This window comes from Bowmanella denitrificans, assembly GCF_039522935.1.
Taxonomy (GTDB): domain Bacteria; phylum Pseudomonadota; class Gammaproteobacteria; order Enterobacterales; family Alteromonadaceae; genus Bowmanella; species Bowmanella denitrificans.
The window spans coordinates 221,600-239,053 of record NZ_BAAAEI010000020.1 but is presented as its reverse complement, the minus strand read 5'-3'; the positions used below and the strand labels follow the sequence as shown (position 1 = coordinate 239,053).

The window sequence follows — 17,454 nt, the reverse complement described above, 5'->3', positions numbered from 1 at the left end:
TTTCAGGGCTGAGATGCCGCGAAACCGGCCTTGTACTCTGTGAAAGTGAAAATTTCACTATGCTGAAATTGTCATTTATGTCAGTATTTTTCTGTGGTGACTGACAAATATGGCAAATATGAATCTGTCTATTATCCAATCCATGATCGATGCGCTGGACAAGCCCGCCATCTTTATCCGGCCCGATTATTCTATCCAAGCGGTCAACCAGGCCTATCTGGATACCTACCAGCAACCCGTCAAGCTGGGTTTGAGTCGTTGTCACGAGATTTCTCACCATGCAACGGAGCCTTGTGACCGGCACGGCGAGCAGTGCCCGTTGTTATATTGCCAGCAGCATGGGCGTAGTAGCAGTGTTGTGCATGTGCATCACACCCAGGCTGGGTTGCAACACTGCGATATCCTGATGCGACCAGTTCGAGATGACGATGGCATAACCCTTGGATACCTGGAAATTTTAAATAAGGTGGAATTTGCTGCGGCAGGGGCCGGTGTGAATAAGATGGTTGGCGTATCTGCGCCATTTAACAGAATGCTGAATCTGCTTAACCGAGCCGCGTCGGCTGATATTAGTGTTTTATTGCAGGGAGAAACCGGCACGGGTAAGGAGTTGGCTGCGCGGGCAGTGCATGATGCCAGTCAACGCCATGACAAACCCTTTGTAATTATTGAATGTACCGGGCTCAGCGAAGCATTGTTTGAAAGTGAGTTGTTTGGTCATGAAAAAGGTGCCTTCACCGGTGCCAGTCACGCCAAGAAGGGGCTGGTGGAGCTGGCCAATGGCGGCACGCTGTTTTTTGATGAAATTGGTGATGTGCCTTTAAACATGCAGGTTAAGCTATTACGTCTGTTGGAAACCCGCAGTTTCCGCTCTGTTGGCGGGCTGCAGCCAAAGCGCAGCGACTTTCGCCTGGTCTGTGCGTCACATAAAAACCTGCTGTCCATGGTGGATGCGGGGGAGTTTCGACAGGATTTATACTACCGCATTGCCGGGTTCCCTGTTCAGTTACCGGCGTTACGTGAACGTCAGCGTGATATTCCTCTGCTGGTTGAGCAATTTTTGCTTGGGGCGGCTGAACATAAGCAATTTTCTGATGCGGCTATGCAACAGCTTTGTCTTTATGACTATCCAGGTAATATTCGAGAACTGAAAAGTATTGTTGAGCAGGCAAGTTTGATAGCCAATGACAATCTGATCCAAGTGGAAGATTTACCTCAGATGCTGCAGCCACGTGGCAGTGAACAAGCTGAACCAGGCAACAGTATCTGCAGTTTGGAGGAATTGGAAAAGTATTATCTGGCCCAACAGTGCGAGGTATTTTCCGGTACTTTTGAACAATTGGCTTCAGCACTTGGGGTTAGCGACCGCACGTTATATCGCAAATTGCATAAATTTGGCCTGCGCTATCGTAGCCAACCTCAATAGGCAGGGCCGATTATTCAGGGCAGAACTTATCTTTTAGCAACTGCATAAAGCGCAATGTGTCCGGATCCTGGATGCGGTAGTAAATGCTCTGTGCTTCTTTGCGACACTGCACTAACCCCTGCTGCCGCAGTACGGCCAGATGTTGTGAAAATGCCGAAGCACTGAGGGCGAAGGTTTTATGCAATTCCCCGACATTTAATTCGCCTTCAGCCAGGCGGCAGAGAATTTGCAGCCTGTGTTCATTTCCCAGAGAGCGCAGAAAAGCGGCTGCTCTGGCAGCTTCATCTTGATGCAGTTGAATGTTGGTCATGGTCAAGCCTTACTACAATTGCAGTGACGGTTATCTATCAGAAGAGCCCCCCTTATTTGCCCGCCCTGGCCAATTCAGCTTCAGTTTTAAAGCCGAATATTTTTCGCAGTACTATGGTCGCCGGACAAAAACCGGTAAAGGACTGCTGAAATAAGTTGGCCCCGATAAAAACGGTAAACCAGACAAAATACGGGTGCACCCATACCGTCAGGGCCACGGATAATAACACCATAAAGCCGGCAAAGGCAGTCAGGGCTCGTTCGGCACTCATCAAATTCTCCTGTTTTACGCTAACCACTGTGGTGGCGTTAATCTAAAAGCTGTACCTGACTCTCAACCAGGCGTTGTTGTTGTCTTTGAACTGACCAAAAAAGCTATGTTGTTGGTCGGCAAAGAACAGATTTAACCCCAGGCTCCAGGCCCAATGGTCATCCAGACGATGGCTCAGGCCAGGTCTGATGTAACCATCCTGATCCGTGGGGGAATAAAAGGTAAATAAGGACAAGGTCAGATCATCGGTCAGATTGCGCCAGGTCAGCCGATTGGTCAGTACCACGCGATTCTGCTCTTTTTCCCATTGTGGGAAAGGTGAATGGGCGAGTAAGGCACCGTGGTCCAAAGTGTGTTCCAGATAAAACTGAAAGCCGCCGGTTAAGCGAGTGACCAACTCCTGCTCATAGCCCAGTAACAGGCGCCACTGGCTGTTTGGCACCGCAGGGTTGGTGCCATCCTGGTCCTGGCGGCTGTCATGGTAGGCCAATTCTGTGTTGAATAAACCCGCCCCCAGAGTTTGGCGAATGGATGCCCCTACGACCCGCAGGCGACTGAAAGTGGGCAGTCCTTCTGGGCTCAGGCTCTCTGGACTTTTGCTGTAACCATCATAGGCATAGAAAGCCAACTCACGACCATCTAAGTTTTTAAACAGCCGTAAGGCCCATTCGTCAGAGCTGGGTGCGAGGGCGTCAAAGCCAGGGGCGATGATGCCGCCTGCCCAGGGGTTAAAGAACGAAAAGTAGTCGCCGTTGATATAGTTGTCCGGATCAAACTTTGGGGTCCACACCAGATCAACATTAGCCAAGTCAAAATAGCCCGATACCTTTACCGCATCCGAGGGGGCTTTGAGGTATTCATCATGGCGTCCGGCAAAGAAAGACTGCCAGTCTTTAGGAAATAGATCGTTTAGAAACAGATAGTCACCGGTTCCCCAGGTAAGAATCTGCCGTCCCGCTTTGACATCCAGATGCTGGCCTAAGCTAAAACCTGCCGACAACTCGCGAAACTGACCACGCCATTGTTGTTGTACGCCGTCATACCAGCCGTCTGCTTTAGCGGTTACAGAAACTTGCTGCCATTGGCCGGTTTTTTCCAGTCTGAGCCTGGCATCGGCCAGGCTCACCCGCGAATTCCAATGGCTGGAAGTCAGCCGACTACCCAGTGCCAGTTCAGCAAAGCCCTGAAACGGCAGGGACGCGCCTGGTTCCTGCCAGTCCAAGTCCCAGTCGTCTTGTGCGCTTTGCTCCTGTGCTGACAGGCTTAAGCTGCACAACATAGCAAGCAGCGAGATGACCTTCATCATTAATCCTTAAGGTTTAGCCAGTCACGCGGCGGTGTGCGCAAGCTGCGCTCAGAGAAGATGTCCTCTGGCAGACCAAGGTCATACTTAATAAAACGAAACTGCATTTCGGTCTGACCACCGCTGAGCAAATCCTGCACCCTGGAATGGGTTACGGTCGGGTGCCCATCGATGTCTTCAACTTTCAGGGCCTCCACTTTTCTATATTCGCGCGCCTGGTTGTCGAAAAAACGGATTTCCACCGGCAGCATGCTGGTCTTGTCGATTTTTACCAGGTAGCGGCTGAATTCCACTGACGCAGGGTCTTTAGGTTTACCTTCCAGCACATAATGGTCGGGGGTTTGTTCCTGCAGGGTGAAGTCGTCTAGCTCGGTATTGCGGCCTGAAACATCTTCATAAAAGAAATGTGAACCGACAAATGAGGTGCGTTTGTCACCGGCCGAGATACGTTTAACCAGATCTAATCCCGGCAGATACAGCCAGCGATCATCGTCACTGTCAGTATGTTTGACGACCCTGAATACGGTGTCGCGCACATCGGCAGGCTGGGAGAAGAACACCATCATGTCTTGCGAGCCGCCATCTGCCTGGTCGCGGCGTAAAATGGTGAACTGACGCATTTGCTTACGGCCCTGATTATCGGTAATGATCATGCGTGCTGCACTGCGCCCATCATCTCCGGCGTAATAGGCAGCCAGCTCAGCTTGCCTGACTATGTCGCGGGCTTCCTGTGCCTGTATGCTAGTGTTTAGCAGCAGGGTGGTCAGCAATAGAAGCTTTTTCATTGTCAATTCTCCTCGTCAGGATTTAAACAGCCAGGAACGGACCAGCGTGGCCAGTGAAGGGAGCATCACCAATGTCACCAGGGCAGAAATTGCCATGATGCTGGCAAGGAATACGCCGACCGTGACATAAGGCACCAATGGGGCAAACAGCAGTGGCGTAAAGCCCATGGCGATAACAATCGCATTACGACTGATAGCTCGCGCTGGCTCTTCAAACATTAATGCCAGGGTTTGCTGCCAGTCCTTATGTTCGGCCCAGGTCGCCCGTAAACGCTCAATAAAATGAATGGCAAAGTCCACCGACAGGCCCAGGGTCAGTGATGACAGCACAGCAATGGGCATATCGTAATCCTTACCCAACCAGCCGATCAGGCCGTATATCAGGCTGATGGTAAGCGTCAGTGGCAACATGGCTAGAATACCGAAGGCCAGAGAGCGGAACAGTAACACCATCATCACCAGTACAATCACAAAGGCGCCAAGCAGACTGTCGAGCATGCCGGCCACCATTTCCTGTTGCCAGACCACGTTCAGATATGCCTTGCCGGCCCAGTTCAATTGCAATCCGTCAGGCAGCGGATGATCTTGTATATAGCGTTCAACCAATTCAACAACGGCCGTCATATCCTGATTGTCACCACTGGTCAGTTGCAGCCATACCAGGCTTTGACGGTAATTCGGTGTGACAAAGTGCCATAGATCCCCAGGGCGGTGCGAAGACTGATACTGCAGGAGTGTTTGTGCCACACCGTTGGCAGAGGAGGGCAGAACAAAGTCAGTCTCGGTGCCAGAGCGTAATTCCCGGTTCACGGTTTTAACCACATCGGCCAGACTGTTGGACTTGCCTACCAGGCCGCTGCTTTGCAAGTGGACCTGTAGCTGGCTTATGTAGTCCAGAACCGACGGCGATAAAAAGCGCTTTGCTTGACTGGACAATGATTCCACATCGGCCTGCAAAGTGGCTAACAATGCGATGTCTGTGTCGTTGCTGAGTTCGAAACTTTTGTCATCAATGGCCATTAGCAAGGCAGACAGATCATCGTCTTGTTCCAGAATACCGGCTTGCTGCCTGAGCCAGGTGCGGGTGGCGTCAGACATTTGTTTCTCACCCGCGATACCGGCAATGGCTTGAATTGCCTCGTGGCTTAGATTGTTCGTATCCGTTAACACCAAAAAGGCATCGTAGGTGCCGGCAAAGTGTTGGTTCAGCACGCTGTCGGCAATGCGCAGTTCATGGTCCGCTTTAAACCAGCGAACCGGGTTGTCGTTAATATTGATCAGGCTAATACCATACACAGACAACGCAAACAGGGCGGCAAATCCCAATAACCAGAGTTTGGCATGGCTGCCTGCCAGTTTGCCAAGCTTACGCAGCGCTGGAGTCAGTTTCGAATCCTGCTCTTTGGGTAGTTTTTCCAGCAGGCGGGACAGCGTATGGTCATTCAGACCGGACAGATAAGCCGGAACAAAAATGACGGTTAGTACAAAGGCCAGCATGATGCCGCTGCCCACGAACGCACCAAAAATCTGTACAGGAGGAATCGGCGTTAACATCAGGGATAGAAAGCCAACGGTGGACGTTACCGAAGTAAATAACATAGGAGTGAACAGGTGCCCCATAACCTGGCGAATAGTGTGGCTGGCCTGTTGCCCAGGTTTATGTCGATCGGCGAATTCAGAGAGTATATGCACTGAGTCCACCACGGCGATGGGCATTAGGAAGATAGCGATCATGGATGACATAATATGCACGGTAAATCCCATGCCGATGAGTGCTCCCATGGTAATCAGCACGGTTGCCATGGCGACAATCATGGCGGGCAGCACAAAGGGAATATTGCGGAAAAATACCCAAAGCAGCAGGAAAATGGTCAAGCCTGCCAGGGGGGCTGAGATACCCATCTGCACAAACATTTCGTAGCCGAATCTGTCTTCGGCTACCGGCAAACCCGTTATATGCCACTCATCCTGGCTGCCCAGACTGGCAATATGGGCCTTCAGATCCCGGGCTATGGCGTAGCTTTGGTTTTTATCGACGATAGGCACGTACAGTGCTGCTGCTTTGCCGTCGCCGGATACCAGCGTATTACGCAGCAGCGGTAATCTCTCAGCCTGCTCGCGAATACGTTGCGCGCCCGCTAAGTCGCTGGGGGCAGATTTCATCATCCATTCAAATCTGATGGTGCCAGGTTGCGCCTGACTGATATTGTCGACATTGGCCAGAGACATCAAATCGGCCTGCACCACCCCCTCTATGCTCATTGCATACTCGGTCACATCAACCAGCGCCGACAATGTTTGCGGATTGTAGATACTCTGCTGATTCACCACGCCAACCACTATGGTGTCGTGCATGGCAAATGTGGCTTTTGCCTGGTTGTGGAATACGCGCTCGGGGTTAGCGGCATTGAGCATATTTTCAGGATCGGTATCGATCTGAATCTTTGGCAATTGGGCGACAAATATCAGGGTTAGTAACAGCAGGCCCCAATACACCCACTTGCGATAATGGATAGCGATATTCAAAACAGTGTTGACCATCAGATGCTCTAATATCAGGTTTATCTAATTTAGAATAATACGAAATATAGCGGATGAAAAAGTTTCTGTCATTGTTTATTTCGCTTTTTTCTAAAGTAATGTTGCATGTGTGAGGTGTGAGGTGTGAGGTGTGAGGTGTGAGGTGTGAGGCGTGAGGCCGGGATGTCGGAATGAATTCCGACCCACTGTGGGTCGGACTTGAGTCCGACAATCGTGACGTAAGAAGGAGAGCCCCTTATGGCATTTCAATACGCAGATTGGCTTTTTTCCAGGCTTCAAACCCGCCTTCCACCGAGTAGACCCTGGTAAACCCCATGCGCATCAGCGACTCTGCGGCCAATGCGGAACGGGCGCCACTGCGGCAATACAAATACATATCCTGCTCTGCCAATTCTTCTAAAGGGGCCTCGGCGCCTCTGGCCTGCGGCAGATTAGTCAGGCTGGTTTCTAAGATGCCCCGTGGCAGATTCAGTGCACCGGGGACAAAGCCTTGTCTGTATTCGTCTGGCTCACGTACATCCAGCACTATAATGGGGTGTGCCAGTTGTTGTTCCAGGGTACTGATAGGGACTTCCTTGATACGCTGCTTGGCTTCAGCGACCAACTGTGGGGCGGATTTAATCATATGACCTCCAATAGACTGTGTCCGACAATAAACAAAGCAATAATGACTAATAACAGGGCAAAGCCACGACGCAAACGCTGTTGTGACCAACTTGCTGACCAGTAACGGCCGCTCAGACTGCCGATAATTCCTAGCGCGCTGATGGCCAACAGTAGCGTCCAGTCCAGTTGCCAGTTCGACTGAAATTTCAGATTGGCAAGCAGCGCCAATACGGCATTACTAAATATCAATAGCAAACTGGTAGCTCTGGCGTGGAAAAAGTCCTGACCTGCAAACCTGACTAAAACAGGTACCAGCATAAATCCACCGCCAGCACCGGTAAAGCTGGTCAATGCACCAGCGAGAGTTCCTGCGATAACGATAACGTAAGTGCTGGAATGGTTTGCGGTTGTTTCTTGATGCCGCCACATAGCTTGGGCGGCAATCAGCATCAGAGTGGCAAAGATCAGCAACTGCAGCAGTGGGTGAACGAATTGTCCGGCGTAGGCACCAATATACCCACCCAGCGCGCCACTGATACCTAATTGCCAAGCCAGACGCCAGTTTATCTGCCGCTTGGCAGGGCTGAATAGCAAGGTGGCGAGACTAATCATCGCTACGATAAACAATGATCCGGCAATGGCCTGCTTAACATCCTGACCGGCAAGATAGACAAGCAGAGGTAACGCTAGCACAGACCCCCCGGAACCTAATATTCCCAGACTCAGACCAATTCCTGCGGCGGCAAGAAGGGCTAACTGCATCGTTATCTCTCTTTGGAATAAGTTTATAACCTTGTGTTGTATGTTATTTCGTGTTTTGCTAAAGTTCAAGGCGGAATTTTCATCAGGAGGGGTATTTATGGCACTGCGTGTTGACACTTTTTTTCATCAGGACAGTTCAACCCTGAGTTATATTCTCAGTGATCCTGATAGCGGCGAGGCGGCTATCATTGACCCTGTTCTGGACTTTGACTATGCCGCCGGTCGCAGTCACACCGCCTTTGCCGACAGACTGATCGAGCATGTTGCGCATCAGAACCTGCAGGTGAAGTGGATCTTGGAAACCCATGCGCATGCTGACCATTTAACCGCCGCACAGTATCTTAAAACCAAGCTCGGCGGGCTGATTGCCATTGGTCAGGGGATTACCAAAGTTCAGCGAACCTTCCAAAGCATCTTTAATCTGCATGACAGTTTGCCCCTCGATGGCAGTGACTTTGACCATCTGTTTTATGAAGGCGACAAATTTAGTTTGGGTGACATGCAAGGAACAGTGTTAGCGACGCCCGGGCATACCAATGACAGTTTAAGTTATGTCATAGATGGCAATGCCTTTGTGGGAGACAGCTTGTTTATGCCGGATGCCGGTACGGCTCGCTGCGATTTCCCCGGCGGCAGTGCCGCTCTGCTCTATCAATCGGTACAAAAGCTTTATGCTTTGGGGGATGACATCCGTATTTATGTGGGACATGACTATCAGCCACAAGGGCGGGCGCTGGCCTATATGGCCACCGTGGCCGAACATAAAGCCCACAATATCCATATCAGCGCCAAGACCAGTGAAGCGGTATTTGTGCAAACACGCCAGACCAGGGATGTGACCCTGGCTGTACCACGCCTGATTGTGCCGAGTATTCAGGTCAATATTCGTGCAGGCAAATGGCCAGAGCCTGAAGACAATGGCCAGATTTATCTGAAGGTGCCGGTGAATATGCTGGGACAAAAGCCTTAATGCCTGGTGGCCAGTTTCAGTGCATCTGCCATGGCATTCTCTGCGCTGGTGTGGATATCCGGTGTGACACCTTGCCCTTCTATTCGACCAAGATTAAGACTGAAATAGTCGGCTATTGGCAGGAAGAGTTGTGCGTACTGGTCTAAGTCGAACAGGGTTTGCGACAGCATTTTCCCCGCCGTGGTTTCACCCACCAGTGTGACATTGGGTAACATCGCCATGGCGGCTGCGGCCAGTTCAGCAGCACTGGCAGTTTGACGACTGGTTAACACATAAACCTGCCTGTCAAAGCGTGGGCTGGCAGGCTGAAATTCCACCTTGGTCAGCGACTGCTTTTGTACGTCCTGCCAGAAAGAGCGAATCGACCAACCTTGCCAGGCGGGTAATGCCAGCCAGTCCTGCGATTCAGGGGCGCGTTGCTGCTGTAAAAACCATTGGCGACTGGCAAAGGCTCCGGCGGCAAGTGGCTGCTCAAGCAAATGTGCGACCAACGGGCGTACGGCAAAGGCACCGCCTTCATTATGGCGCAGGTCAATCACTAAGGCCTGGGCGTCGCTGAGTTTTTCATAGGCTTCGTCGATTTGCCGGATGGTATCCTGGCCCATCATGGTATTGACTGTCAGTATGGCAATATTATCCTGCCAGGTCAGAATTGCCCCTTGTCCACCAACATTCATTCCGTCCAGAAAGGCGGCTAACTCCTCTGCACTTTGCTGGCGCTTGGCCAGGCGTACATGGGAAAACGGCCCCTGTTGCCAGAGCTGATTAAAGGCTCTGGAAAATTCAATGGGATCGGGTATCTGTGCATCCAGTGTTGCTGTTTCTTGTCGGATAGCCTGGTAGGCAGGTTGCGCCAACTCTGCAGGATTGTAGTGGTGTTGTTGCAACAGGCTGTCTATGTTATCTGCTCTGCTGGCTTCAGCCTGTAAGGTGGCGCTGCAGCAAAAGCTTAGCAGCAGGCTGGCACATAACAGGGGGGAGGGCGATGATCGCATGGTTTTTCCTGGTTGGTTTTAATCGATACATGTCCTAGCAATTTATAAGCCCATTTTAAGTTTTTGATTTTTAAGTAAATACTATATGGGGGTGGCTGGGGGATGGTGAGAACGACTAGTTTGCGGGCTAAATAGCCAAGTGTTTTATGGCTGAATAAACCACCAGTTCACTGAATTATCTGCATGACCTGTTGATTTGTCACAGACCAATGCTACATTGCCTGCCTTGACAATGTTTTAAGGCTTTTCATGAGGTCGTCGGTTTCGCAGATTTTTGCCCGGGGTATGTTGTTCAGTCTGCCACTGGCTATTACCTTTGGCGCTTTGTACTGGTTTTTCAATTGGTCAGAGTCGTTACTCAGTGTACCGCTTAGCTATTTGCTGCCACAAGGCTGGTATGTACCCGGAATGGGCGTGGTTTCGGGCCTGGCGATTATTTTTGTGCTGGGTATTCTGGTTCAGCTTTATCTGGTCAAACATTTATTTCATTGGTTTGAGTCCCTGCTTGAGCGTATTCCTCTGGTGAAAACCCTATATGGCAGCGCTAAGGACATTCTTAAGCTGTTTTCCGGCTCCAGCCAGGACGAATTGCAAAAGGTGGTGTTAGTTACCCTGCACGACGATATTCGCATGATTGGTTTTGTTACCAATGAACAGATCGATTTCGCCGCCGACCAGGATGTTATTGCCGTGTATGTGCCTCTGAGCTATCAGGTTGGCGGGCATTTACTATACCTGCCGCGCAGCCGCTGTGAACCATTGGATATGCCAGTGCAAAAAGCCATGCAGCAAGTGCTGACGGCGCACATCAGCCAGGCCAAAGTGAAGAAGCCATAATTAAAGCCATATAGCTGGCGGCTGAAACATGCCTAGGCAAAGCTGTGACAGGCCTGTTACAATTCACATCGGCTTGTTATAAAGCCAAAGGCCAAGGGGTGCCACCTCCGTTGTCGGAGCAAAAGGCTGAGATGCGACCGCAGATACTGCGGCTAAGCAAACCCTTACACCTGATCCGGATAATACCGGCGTAGGAATGGTTGCAAGGTTTTCCTTCTGAATTTGTCCCATTGACCTGCCGTTAGCCCGGATCTTTTCCAGCTGTGATGAGAAGATCCAATGAAAATACGTTATTCCCTACTTTCTGTGGCGATTGCCATCGCCTGTCAGCCATTAATGGCCGAAGAAGCAGATACTGCTGTACAGGCCGTTGAACATATTCTGGTCACATCAGATTTCTCGGTTCGTAATTTGCAAACCCTGCCTGCCAGTGTGTCAGTGGTGGGGCAGCAGGAAATCACTGCCCGCCAGGCACAGCATTTAGAGCAGATTTTAAATGTGGCACCCAATGTTAATTTCAGTAGTGGTGCCTCGCGCGGGCGTTTTGTGCAGATCCGCGGGATTGGCGAGCGCAGTCAGTTTGCCGAGCCCATTAACCCTTCGGTTGGTTTTGTCATTGATGAGATGGATTTCTCTGGGATCGCCGCTATCGGTACCTTGTTTGACGTGCAGCAAGTGGAAGTGCTGAAAGGTCCGCAGGCCACCGAGTTCGGCGCCGCCGCCCTGGCCGGGGTGATAAAAATTCAGACCATGGAGGCGGGCAGTGACAGCCCTGGTCGTGTCAGTTTGAGTCTGGCTGAAAATAACAGTTGGTCAGCGGGCGTGGCCCAGGGCGGTGAGCTGACTGACAAGCTGCTTTACCGGGTGTCTGCTCAGCAATATAAAAGTGACGGTTTTATCGAAAACCTGCATTTACACAGAGATGACACCGGGCAGCGTGATGAATTGACCAGTCGCCTTAAACTCAAATACCTGGCCAATGACGATCTGACCCTGGCGCTAAACTATCAGTACTTTGATATTAACAACGGCTACGACGCTTTTACCCAGACCAATGATGGGAAAACCCGCTCTGACCAGCCCGGCTACGACAAGCAACAAACCCATGCTTTGAGTTTACAGGCCGACTGGCACCTGGACTGGGCGACCCTGAAAGCTATTGGTACCTGGTCGGATTCCGAAATGCAATATGGTTACGATGATGACTGGTTGTATGACGGTTACCCTGGCGGTTACACCGCTTTTGACGCCTATGCTCGTGAGCGCGACACGCACAGCCTGGAACTGCGCTTGTCATCTTCTGCCTCTGCAAAGTGGTTTAACGGCACCACTGATTGGGTGCTGGGCGTTTACAGCAAAAACGTGGATGAAGTGCTGACCCGCGAGTATGACTATCTGGATGGGGTGTTTCGCAGTGATTATGAGCCGCAAAACCACGCCATTTATGTGCAAACTATCAGTCAACTAAACGACAAAACCCGTCTGACCGTGGGGCTCAGATTCGACAAGTTTGATATTGAGTATGTTGATTCAGATGGCTTTGTGGCCAGCGTCAGTGACGACATGCTGGGCGGAAAACTGGTACTTGATCATCAGGTGACTGAGCAAACCCTGGTTTATGCCGGCGTCAGCCGTGGGTATAAGGCTGGCGGATTTAACCTGGATGAACAGGTGAGCGCCGACAAACGCAACTATGCACCGGAATATAGCTGGAACTATGAACTGGGTGTGAAAGGCAGTAATGTCGATGGTGATCTGACCCTGCACGTTGCCGGCTTTTACATGCAGCGCAAGGACACGCAGATCAGTGACTATCAACTGATACCTTCCACTGGCCAGGCAGCGGAATTTATCGACATTATAGCCAATGCCGATATAGGTACTAACTATGGACTGGAAGTGGAAAGTCGCTGGCAGGTTAACAGCAACCTGGGACTGTATGCCAACCTGGGCTGGCTGCGCGCCAGCTTTGAAGATTACACCAATGCCAAAGGCGAGTATGTGAATAAGCGCGATCAGGCGCAGTCTCCTCGTTATACCTTTAATCTGGGCATGGACTGGCGACTGGCTGAAAACTGGCATTGGCATCTGGAAACCGATGGTAAAGACGGTTTTTACTTCTCTGATGGCCACAATGAACAGGCCGATGCAGAGGTGTTGGTGCACACCCGCCTGAGCTGGCAGCACAATGACTGGACGGTGTCGCTATGGGGGCAGAATCTGTTCGACCGCGAATACCATGTGCGTGGTTTCTATTTCAACAATGAACCCGAAGACGGCTACGACCAGGATAATTCCAGGTTATATACCCAGTTAGGGGATGGTCGCCTGCTGGGTATCAGTGTTGATTATCTGTTTTAATTTATTGTCCCGGCAGGGACGCCGGGTATTTGCCAGGGCGGCAGGTTTGTCAGGAATATTTATATGAAACTGGTTGCAGAAATTTCCCTTTATCCCTTGGCCGATAAATACATTGCGCCTATTCAAACCTTTATCGACCGTATTAATCAGTACCCGCAACTGGATGTTGAAACCAGCGCAACCAGCACCCGCATCAGTGGTGACTACCTGCCCACCATGGAGATTCTGGCCAAGGAAATGCAGCGCAGTCATCAGGAGATTGGCCAGGCTATTTTTGTCTGCAAATTCTTAAATGGTGATGCCATGGGTAGCGGTCGGTAATGAACTGGTTATCTGTTGTCGCTCAGCAATGGGCTGCTCAGTCAAACTGGGAGTTACTGGCGGTGGTGCTGGCGCTCGGTTACGTGTGGCTGGCCGCCAGACAAAGTATCTGGTGCTGGCCCTGCGCTTTGGTGAGTACAGCCATATACAGCTGGTTGTTCTGGGAGCATACCTTGCCATTACAGACTTTGCTTAACCTGTATTATCTGGTTATGGCCGTGTATGGCTGGTGGCATTGGCGGGCCATGGCGGATACCGAGCCCTGCCAAGTACAAAAACGCAGTGGCTGGTATCACTTATCGGCGGTGCTACTGCTGTTGCCCTTGTCGCTGGCCATTGGCTGGAGTCTGAAAAGCTACTTTAATAGTGAACATTTGTATGTGGATGCGCTGGTGACGGTATTCAGTTTGTTCACCACCTATCTGGTCACGCAAAAAGTGCTGGAAAACTGGCTGTACTGGCTGGTTATTAATAGTTTTGCTGCCTGGCTTTATTGGCAAACCGGTTTGTATCTGACCGCGCTGCTGTTTGTAGGGTATCTTGGCTTTGCTCTGTATGGCTACATTAAATGGCGCAGTAGTTATCTGCAGGACCCGCATGCTGTCGGCTGAGCAGGTCATTGAGTTACAACGGCAGGGCTGGATACAGGCTGATTACCACCTGACAGAATTATTTGACGGCACGGTTAACCGGAATTTCTGTCTGACTTCAGGTCAAAAACGTTTTTTTCTGAAGTTGTTCAGTCAAAGCGGCGGTGATCGTCAGGATCGGCTTCGCCAGTTTGACCTTCAGCAACGTATTGCCGCACATGGCATGGCGCCTGAGCCCTTGTATGTATCTGAGCGGCACGATTTTATGCTGGAAGCCTGGCTGGAAATACAGGACTTGGCATCCGCCAGGCTGAGTAAACCGCAAAAAATACAAAGGTTGGCCGAGCGCCTGTTTGCTATTCATCAGCTACCCATAGATTGTGCTGATTTGCCGCTGGTGGACGACTGGCAACATTATATTCAACGCGGTGCAATTCAGGATCGCACCCTGCTGGCACAGGTTGAAGAACTGAGTCCCCGGTGGCTGGCTTTACCTAAGCCGGTGTTTTGTCACCATGACTTGTGCCTGGCCCACGTTTGCCTGATGCCAAAGCGAGTTTGTTTGGACTGGGAATATGCCGCCATGTCTACCCCTGTCTATGATATAGCGTCCAGTATTTTGGCCGAGGGGCTGGATGCACAGCAGGGCAGGTGGCTGAGTGACAGCTATGCCAAAATCAGCAGTACCTGTGCAACTGCGCTCTGGCAAGAGGTGCAGCAAATGCGGCCCTTTGCCGAGTTAACTAACCGGCTTTGGCACCTGGCTCATCGCTAGGGGCTGTTTATCTTTCAAGTATAGATTTTGTTCAAATCCAGCCCCTAGTGCTTATTATCCGTCGCCAGTTTCCAGCGACATAGGTTGTAACTGAAAAAAGCTATCCGGCGGCGTACTGCTGTCGGTGTATTGCATTGCCCATGTTGCCAGACTTTGCATCGCAGGTAACAGATCGGCGCCTTTGCGGGTGAGTCGGTATTGATAGCGCACCGGCTGTTGCTGATACGGCTGCTTGTCGATAATCCCTTCATTTAATAACCGTTTTAAACGTGCAGCAAGAATATTACTGGGTATGTTCTCCTGTTGGCAAAACTCTGAATATCGCCTGGCACCCCCGAGTAAATCACGAAGCAGCAGTAGTGACCATTTGTCACCAACAAGATTGAGAGCCTGAAAAAGCGGACAAGGTTTATGCATGGTTAGGCTTATTTATTGGTTTTCCTTATTATAAAATTGTCACTTGCAAAATAAAAGTTAGCGTTGCTATTCTCTCTTAACTTTCAAAATGCAAGTTACTTAAGAGGATATATGCTGGGCGATTACCAATGGAGTGAGCAAACCTGCGGCAGGCTGTCAAAATGGGACAAGCTCAGACTGCTTGGCTTGTTGGCAAAGGCTAAATGCATGGAACAAAGTTCCAGAATGGCGGTTAGCTTGCGACTGAGATCTGTGTTGCAAGATGCTGACGAAAACTGGCTTGCCCTGCCGGATTCGCAACTGGTCAAACAAGTTGAGGAAGAGGCTACCGCGCTATACAGTGCGCCGATGCTGGCCCATTGTTATCGCACCTATTTTTTTGCCCAGCTGTTTGCCCGCTATTATCAGCTTAAAGTGGACAGTGAATTGCTGGCTGTCAGCAGCCTGTTGCACGATGTGGGATTGTGCTCGCCTTATTCAGAACAATGCAGCCATACAGGATTTCAAATCATTGGTGCTCGCCATGTGCAACAGCGTATCCAGCAAGCCGGTTATTCGCAGCATAAGCAACGCTGTGCATATGAAGCGGTGAGTTTGCATTTAAATCTGTATATCAGGCCGAAGCCGCAATTTGCAGAAGCAGCTGTATTGCAAAGAGGCGCTACCTTGGATGTGATTGGTGCCAACCGGCATTTGTTTGCGCCGGCACTGTTGGCCTGGGTGCACAGGTACTATGCCAGGGATGGCTTTCGGGCTGATATTCTGGACACCATGCAGACTATACCCCATGCACCACATTCCCATGCTGGGTTTTTAGGGCGTTGTGGCTTTGCTGCATTGGCTGCCGCCAATCCTTTGGATCCATAGCCTCTGGACAACATTTACGCATTTAGAAAATGAGATGCAGATAAATGCTTTACCTTTAACTTGGCATGGGTATAATGCGGCCTCCATTGCAGGGGCGTAGTTCCAATTGGTAGAACAGCGGTCTCCAAAACCGATGGTTGGGGGTTCGAGTCCCTCCGCCCCTGCCAGTATTCAAAAAAGCCTGTCCAAGTGACGGGCTTTTTGCTTTCTAACAAGCAGCGTTTACAGACGATGATACGCTGGATTTGCCGTCTTATTACCCGTAACAATTATCGACGCTGGTTTGACTCTGATGGTAAGCTAGCCCTCCTATGACGACACTGACACCATATCAACAAGCCGTACTGACTGAACTGGGTATCGTTCAGTGGCAGCTACGCACTAAGCCTGATGCTGCTGAGATTGGCACGCCGACACACAGTGGGACGGATGCTGCACAGCTGTCCCCATCCGGACAATCTGCGCCAAGAGCCAGCGCCGAGTCTGCCATTGCCAGACTGAAACAGGCCATGCAAGGCAGTACCACCGCCATACACAGTCAACCTGAGCCTGTTCAGGTAAGTGCGCCTGCAGCGCTATCTGTGCCTGATACTAAGCCCATGGCTGAGCCTTTGTGGATAGCTGATAGTGAGCCAATGTTCAGCGATGTGCTGCTGGCGCTAAATTGGCCCGAAGGGCTAGGGTCTCTTCGTTGGCAACAAGCAGATGAGTTTAAGCTGGTGGATGGGATACTGTATTGTCCTGCGCCGACTGCCCTGATAGCCGATAGCCGTCTTAAACGCCGCTTATGGCAGCTTCTGCAAGCATGCTGAGTTTCCTTGCCTTAAACCGCGAAAACTACCAAGCGGCTTTTGCTTTGCAGGTGGCCTGTCATAGCCATCCCTGGTCAGAGGCCACCTTCGCCAGTTGTCTGGATGGTCAGTATTTTGCCTGGCAAATGGAAGAGAATGGTGAGCTGGCCGGGTTCTATGTGGGGTTGCAGGTTTTGCAGGAAGCCACACTCATGGATATCGGCATTGCCAGTTCACACCGGGGGAAGGGGTTGGCTAAGCCCTTGCTGGAACATTTTTTCAGCCAATGCCGCGATAAAGGCATTGATGAGGTGTGGCTGGAAGTGCGGGTTTCCAATCAGGCGGCAATTGGTTTGTATAAACAGTATGGCTTTGTACTGATTGAGCGGCGTAAAAACTACTATCCCTGCAAGGAAGGGCGTGAAGATGCGCTGATTATGAAACTAAGCTGGGAAAACGCCTGATTGGGCCAATTCCTGGTATTTCTGTTGCTGATGCGGCCAACCGCAATTTCCTCTCTCTCGTGG

General features: G+C 50.8%; 19 protein-coding genes, 1 tRNA gene and 1 riboswitch. Of the genes, 11 read left to right on the top strand and 9 right to left on the bottom strand.

Annotated elements, in window-relative coordinates; genetic code table 11:
- Window positions 1-118 precede the first annotated feature (118 nt).
- A complete protein-coding gene (locus ABD028_RS16550) occupies window positions 119-1,426 on the top strand; it encodes a sigma-54 interaction domain-containing protein (RefSeq protein ID WP_425542127.1) in 1,308 nt (435 codons plus the stop codon).
- A 10-nt stretch (window positions 1,427-1,436) separates the two neighbouring features.
- Here the strand turns inward: ABD028_RS16550 and ABD028_RS16545 are convergent, their stop codons facing one another.
- From ABD028_RS16545 to ABD028_RS16515, 7 genes are all read right to left on the bottom strand, one after another.
- Window positions 1,437-1,736, bottom strand: coding sequence for an ArsR/SmtB family transcription factor (locus ABD028_RS16545; protein WP_343846311.1), 300 nt, complete (start codon window positions 1,734-1,736; stop codon window positions 1,437-1,439).
- Window positions 1,737-1,788: 52 nt separating this feature from the next.
- On the bottom strand, window positions 1,789-2,007 hold the full coding sequence (locus ABD028_RS16540; RefSeq protein WP_102796564.1) for a YgaP family membrane protein: 219 nt from the start codon (window positions 2,005-2,007) through the stop codon (window positions 1,789-1,791).
- A gap of 42 nt (window positions 2,008-2,049) precedes the next feature.
- Window positions 2,050-3,309: a hypothetical protein gene (locus ABD028_RS16535; RefSeq protein ID WP_343846309.1), complete on the bottom strand. Its 1,260-nt coding sequence runs from the start codon at window positions 3,307-3,309 to the stop codon at window positions 2,050-2,052.
- 2 nt (window positions 3,310-3,311) lie between these two features.
- Window positions 3,312-4,094, bottom strand: coding sequence for an outer membrane lipoprotein-sorting protein (locus tag ABD028_RS16530; RefSeq protein WP_343846308.1), 783 nt, complete (start codon window positions 4,092-4,094; stop codon window positions 3,312-3,314).
- A 15-nt stretch (window positions 4,095-4,109) separates the two neighbouring features.
- Window positions 4,110-6,635 carry an efflux RND transporter permease subunit gene (locus ABD028_RS16525; RefSeq protein ID WP_343846307.1) on the bottom strand — a complete coding sequence of 842 codons (2,526 nt, stop codon included), beginning with the start codon at window positions 6,633-6,635 and terminating at the stop codon, window positions 4,110-4,112.
- 235 nt (window positions 6,636-6,870) lie between these two features.
- Window positions 6,871-7,260: a rhodanese-like domain-containing protein gene (locus ABD028_RS16520; RefSeq protein WP_343846306.1), complete on the bottom strand. Its 390-nt coding sequence runs from the start codon at window positions 7,258-7,260 to the stop codon at window positions 6,871-6,873.
- Window positions 7,257-8,003: a sulfite exporter TauE/SafE family protein gene (locus tag ABD028_RS16515; protein ID WP_343846305.1), complete on the bottom strand. Its 747-nt coding sequence runs from the start codon at window positions 8,001-8,003 to the stop codon at window positions 7,257-7,259. The genes ABD028_RS16520 and ABD028_RS16515 overlap by 4 nt, the downstream gene beginning before the upstream one ends.
- A gap of 97 nt (window positions 8,004-8,100) precedes the next feature.
- Here ABD028_RS16515 and ABD028_RS16510 point away from each other — a divergent pair, with 97 nt between their 5' ends.
- Entirely contained in the window at window positions 8,101-8,973 is an 873-nt protein-coding gene (locus ABD028_RS16510; protein ID WP_102796569.1) for an MBL fold metallo-hydrolase, read from the top strand.
- Here ABD028_RS16510 and ABD028_RS16505 read toward each other — a convergent pair.
- The gene (locus tag ABD028_RS16505; protein ID WP_343846303.1) at window positions 8,970-9,968 is read right to left on the bottom strand and encodes a S41 family peptidase; all 999 of its coding nucleotides are present in this window, start codon (window positions 9,966-9,968) and stop codon (window positions 8,970-8,972) included. The two genes, ABD028_RS16510 and ABD028_RS16505, sit on opposite strands and share 4 nt — an antisense overlap.
- A gap of 249 nt (window positions 9,969-10,217) precedes the next feature.
- Between ABD028_RS16505 and ABD028_RS16500 the strand changes: the two genes are divergently transcribed.
- The 5 genes from ABD028_RS16500 (at window position 10,218) to ABD028_RS16480 (ending at window position 14,852) form a co-directional block, all read left to right on the top strand.
- Window positions 10,218-10,805, top strand: a complete 588-nt coding sequence (locus ABD028_RS16500) for a DUF502 domain-containing protein (protein WP_102796571.1) — start codon at window positions 10,218-10,220, stop codon at window positions 10,803-10,805.
- An 84-nt stretch (window positions 10,806-10,889) separates the two neighbouring features.
- Window positions 10,890-11,019, top strand: a riboswitch (TPP riboswitch).
- Between the two features lie 65 nt (window positions 11,020-11,084).
- Window positions 11,085-13,166 carry a TonB-dependent receptor gene (locus ABD028_RS16495; RefSeq protein ID WP_343846302.1) on the top strand — a complete coding sequence of 694 codons (2,082 nt, stop codon included), beginning with the start codon at window positions 11,085-11,087 and terminating at the stop codon, window positions 13,164-13,166.
- A gap of 63 nt (window positions 13,167-13,229) precedes the next feature.
- Entirely contained in the window at window positions 13,230-13,487 is a 258-nt protein-coding gene (locus ABD028_RS16490) for a hypothetical protein (RefSeq protein WP_343846301.1), read from the top strand.
- Window positions 13,487-14,098 (top strand): nicotinamide riboside transporter PnuC, encoded by a 612-nt coding sequence (pnuC, locus tag ABD028_RS16485; protein WP_343846300.1) that lies wholly within the window; start codon window positions 13,487-13,489, stop codon window positions 14,096-14,098. The genes ABD028_RS16490 and pnuC overlap by 1 nt, the downstream gene beginning before the upstream one ends.
- Complete coding sequence (locus tag ABD028_RS16480) at window positions 14,085-14,852, top strand: phosphotransferase (RefSeq protein WP_343846299.1); 768 nt, start codon at window positions 14,085-14,087, stop codon at window positions 14,850-14,852. Before pnuC ends, ABD028_RS16480 begins: the two co-directional genes overlap by 14 nt.
- A 54-nt stretch (window positions 14,853-14,906) precedes the next feature.
- Here ABD028_RS16480 and ABD028_RS16475 read toward each other — a convergent pair whose 3' ends face one another.
- The gene (locus ABD028_RS16475) at window positions 14,907-15,269 is read right to left on the bottom strand and encodes a winged helix-turn-helix transcriptional regulator (protein WP_102796812.1); all 363 of its coding nucleotides are present in this window, start codon (window positions 15,267-15,269) and stop codon (window positions 14,907-14,909) included.
- 111 nt (window positions 15,270-15,380) lie between these two features.
- Between ABD028_RS16475 and ABD028_RS16470 the strand changes: the two genes are divergently transcribed.
- The 4 genes from ABD028_RS16470 to rimI all read left to right on the top strand — a co-directional run bounded on the left by ABD028_RS16470 (window position 15,381) and on the right by rimI (window position 17,391).
- Window positions 15,381-16,136, top strand: a complete 756-nt coding sequence (locus ABD028_RS16470; protein WP_343846297.1) for an HD domain-containing protein — start codon at window positions 15,381-15,383, stop codon at window positions 16,134-16,136.
- Window positions 16,137-16,226: 90 nt separating this feature from the next.
- Window positions 16,227-16,303 (top strand) — tRNA-Trp (locus tag ABD028_RS16465).
- A 144-nt stretch (window positions 16,304-16,447) separates the two neighbouring features.
- On the top strand, window positions 16,448-16,948 hold the full coding sequence (locus ABD028_RS16460) for a hypothetical protein (RefSeq protein WP_343846295.1): 501 nt from the start codon (window positions 16,448-16,450) through the stop codon (window positions 16,946-16,948).
- Entirely contained in the window at window positions 16,942-17,391 is a 450-nt protein-coding gene (gene rimI, locus ABD028_RS16455) for a ribosomal protein S18-alanine N-acetyltransferase (RefSeq protein WP_343846294.1), read from the top strand. Before ABD028_RS16460 ends, rimI begins: the two co-directional genes overlap by 7 nt.
- The last annotated feature ends 63 nt before the right edge of the window (window positions 17,392-17,454 follow it).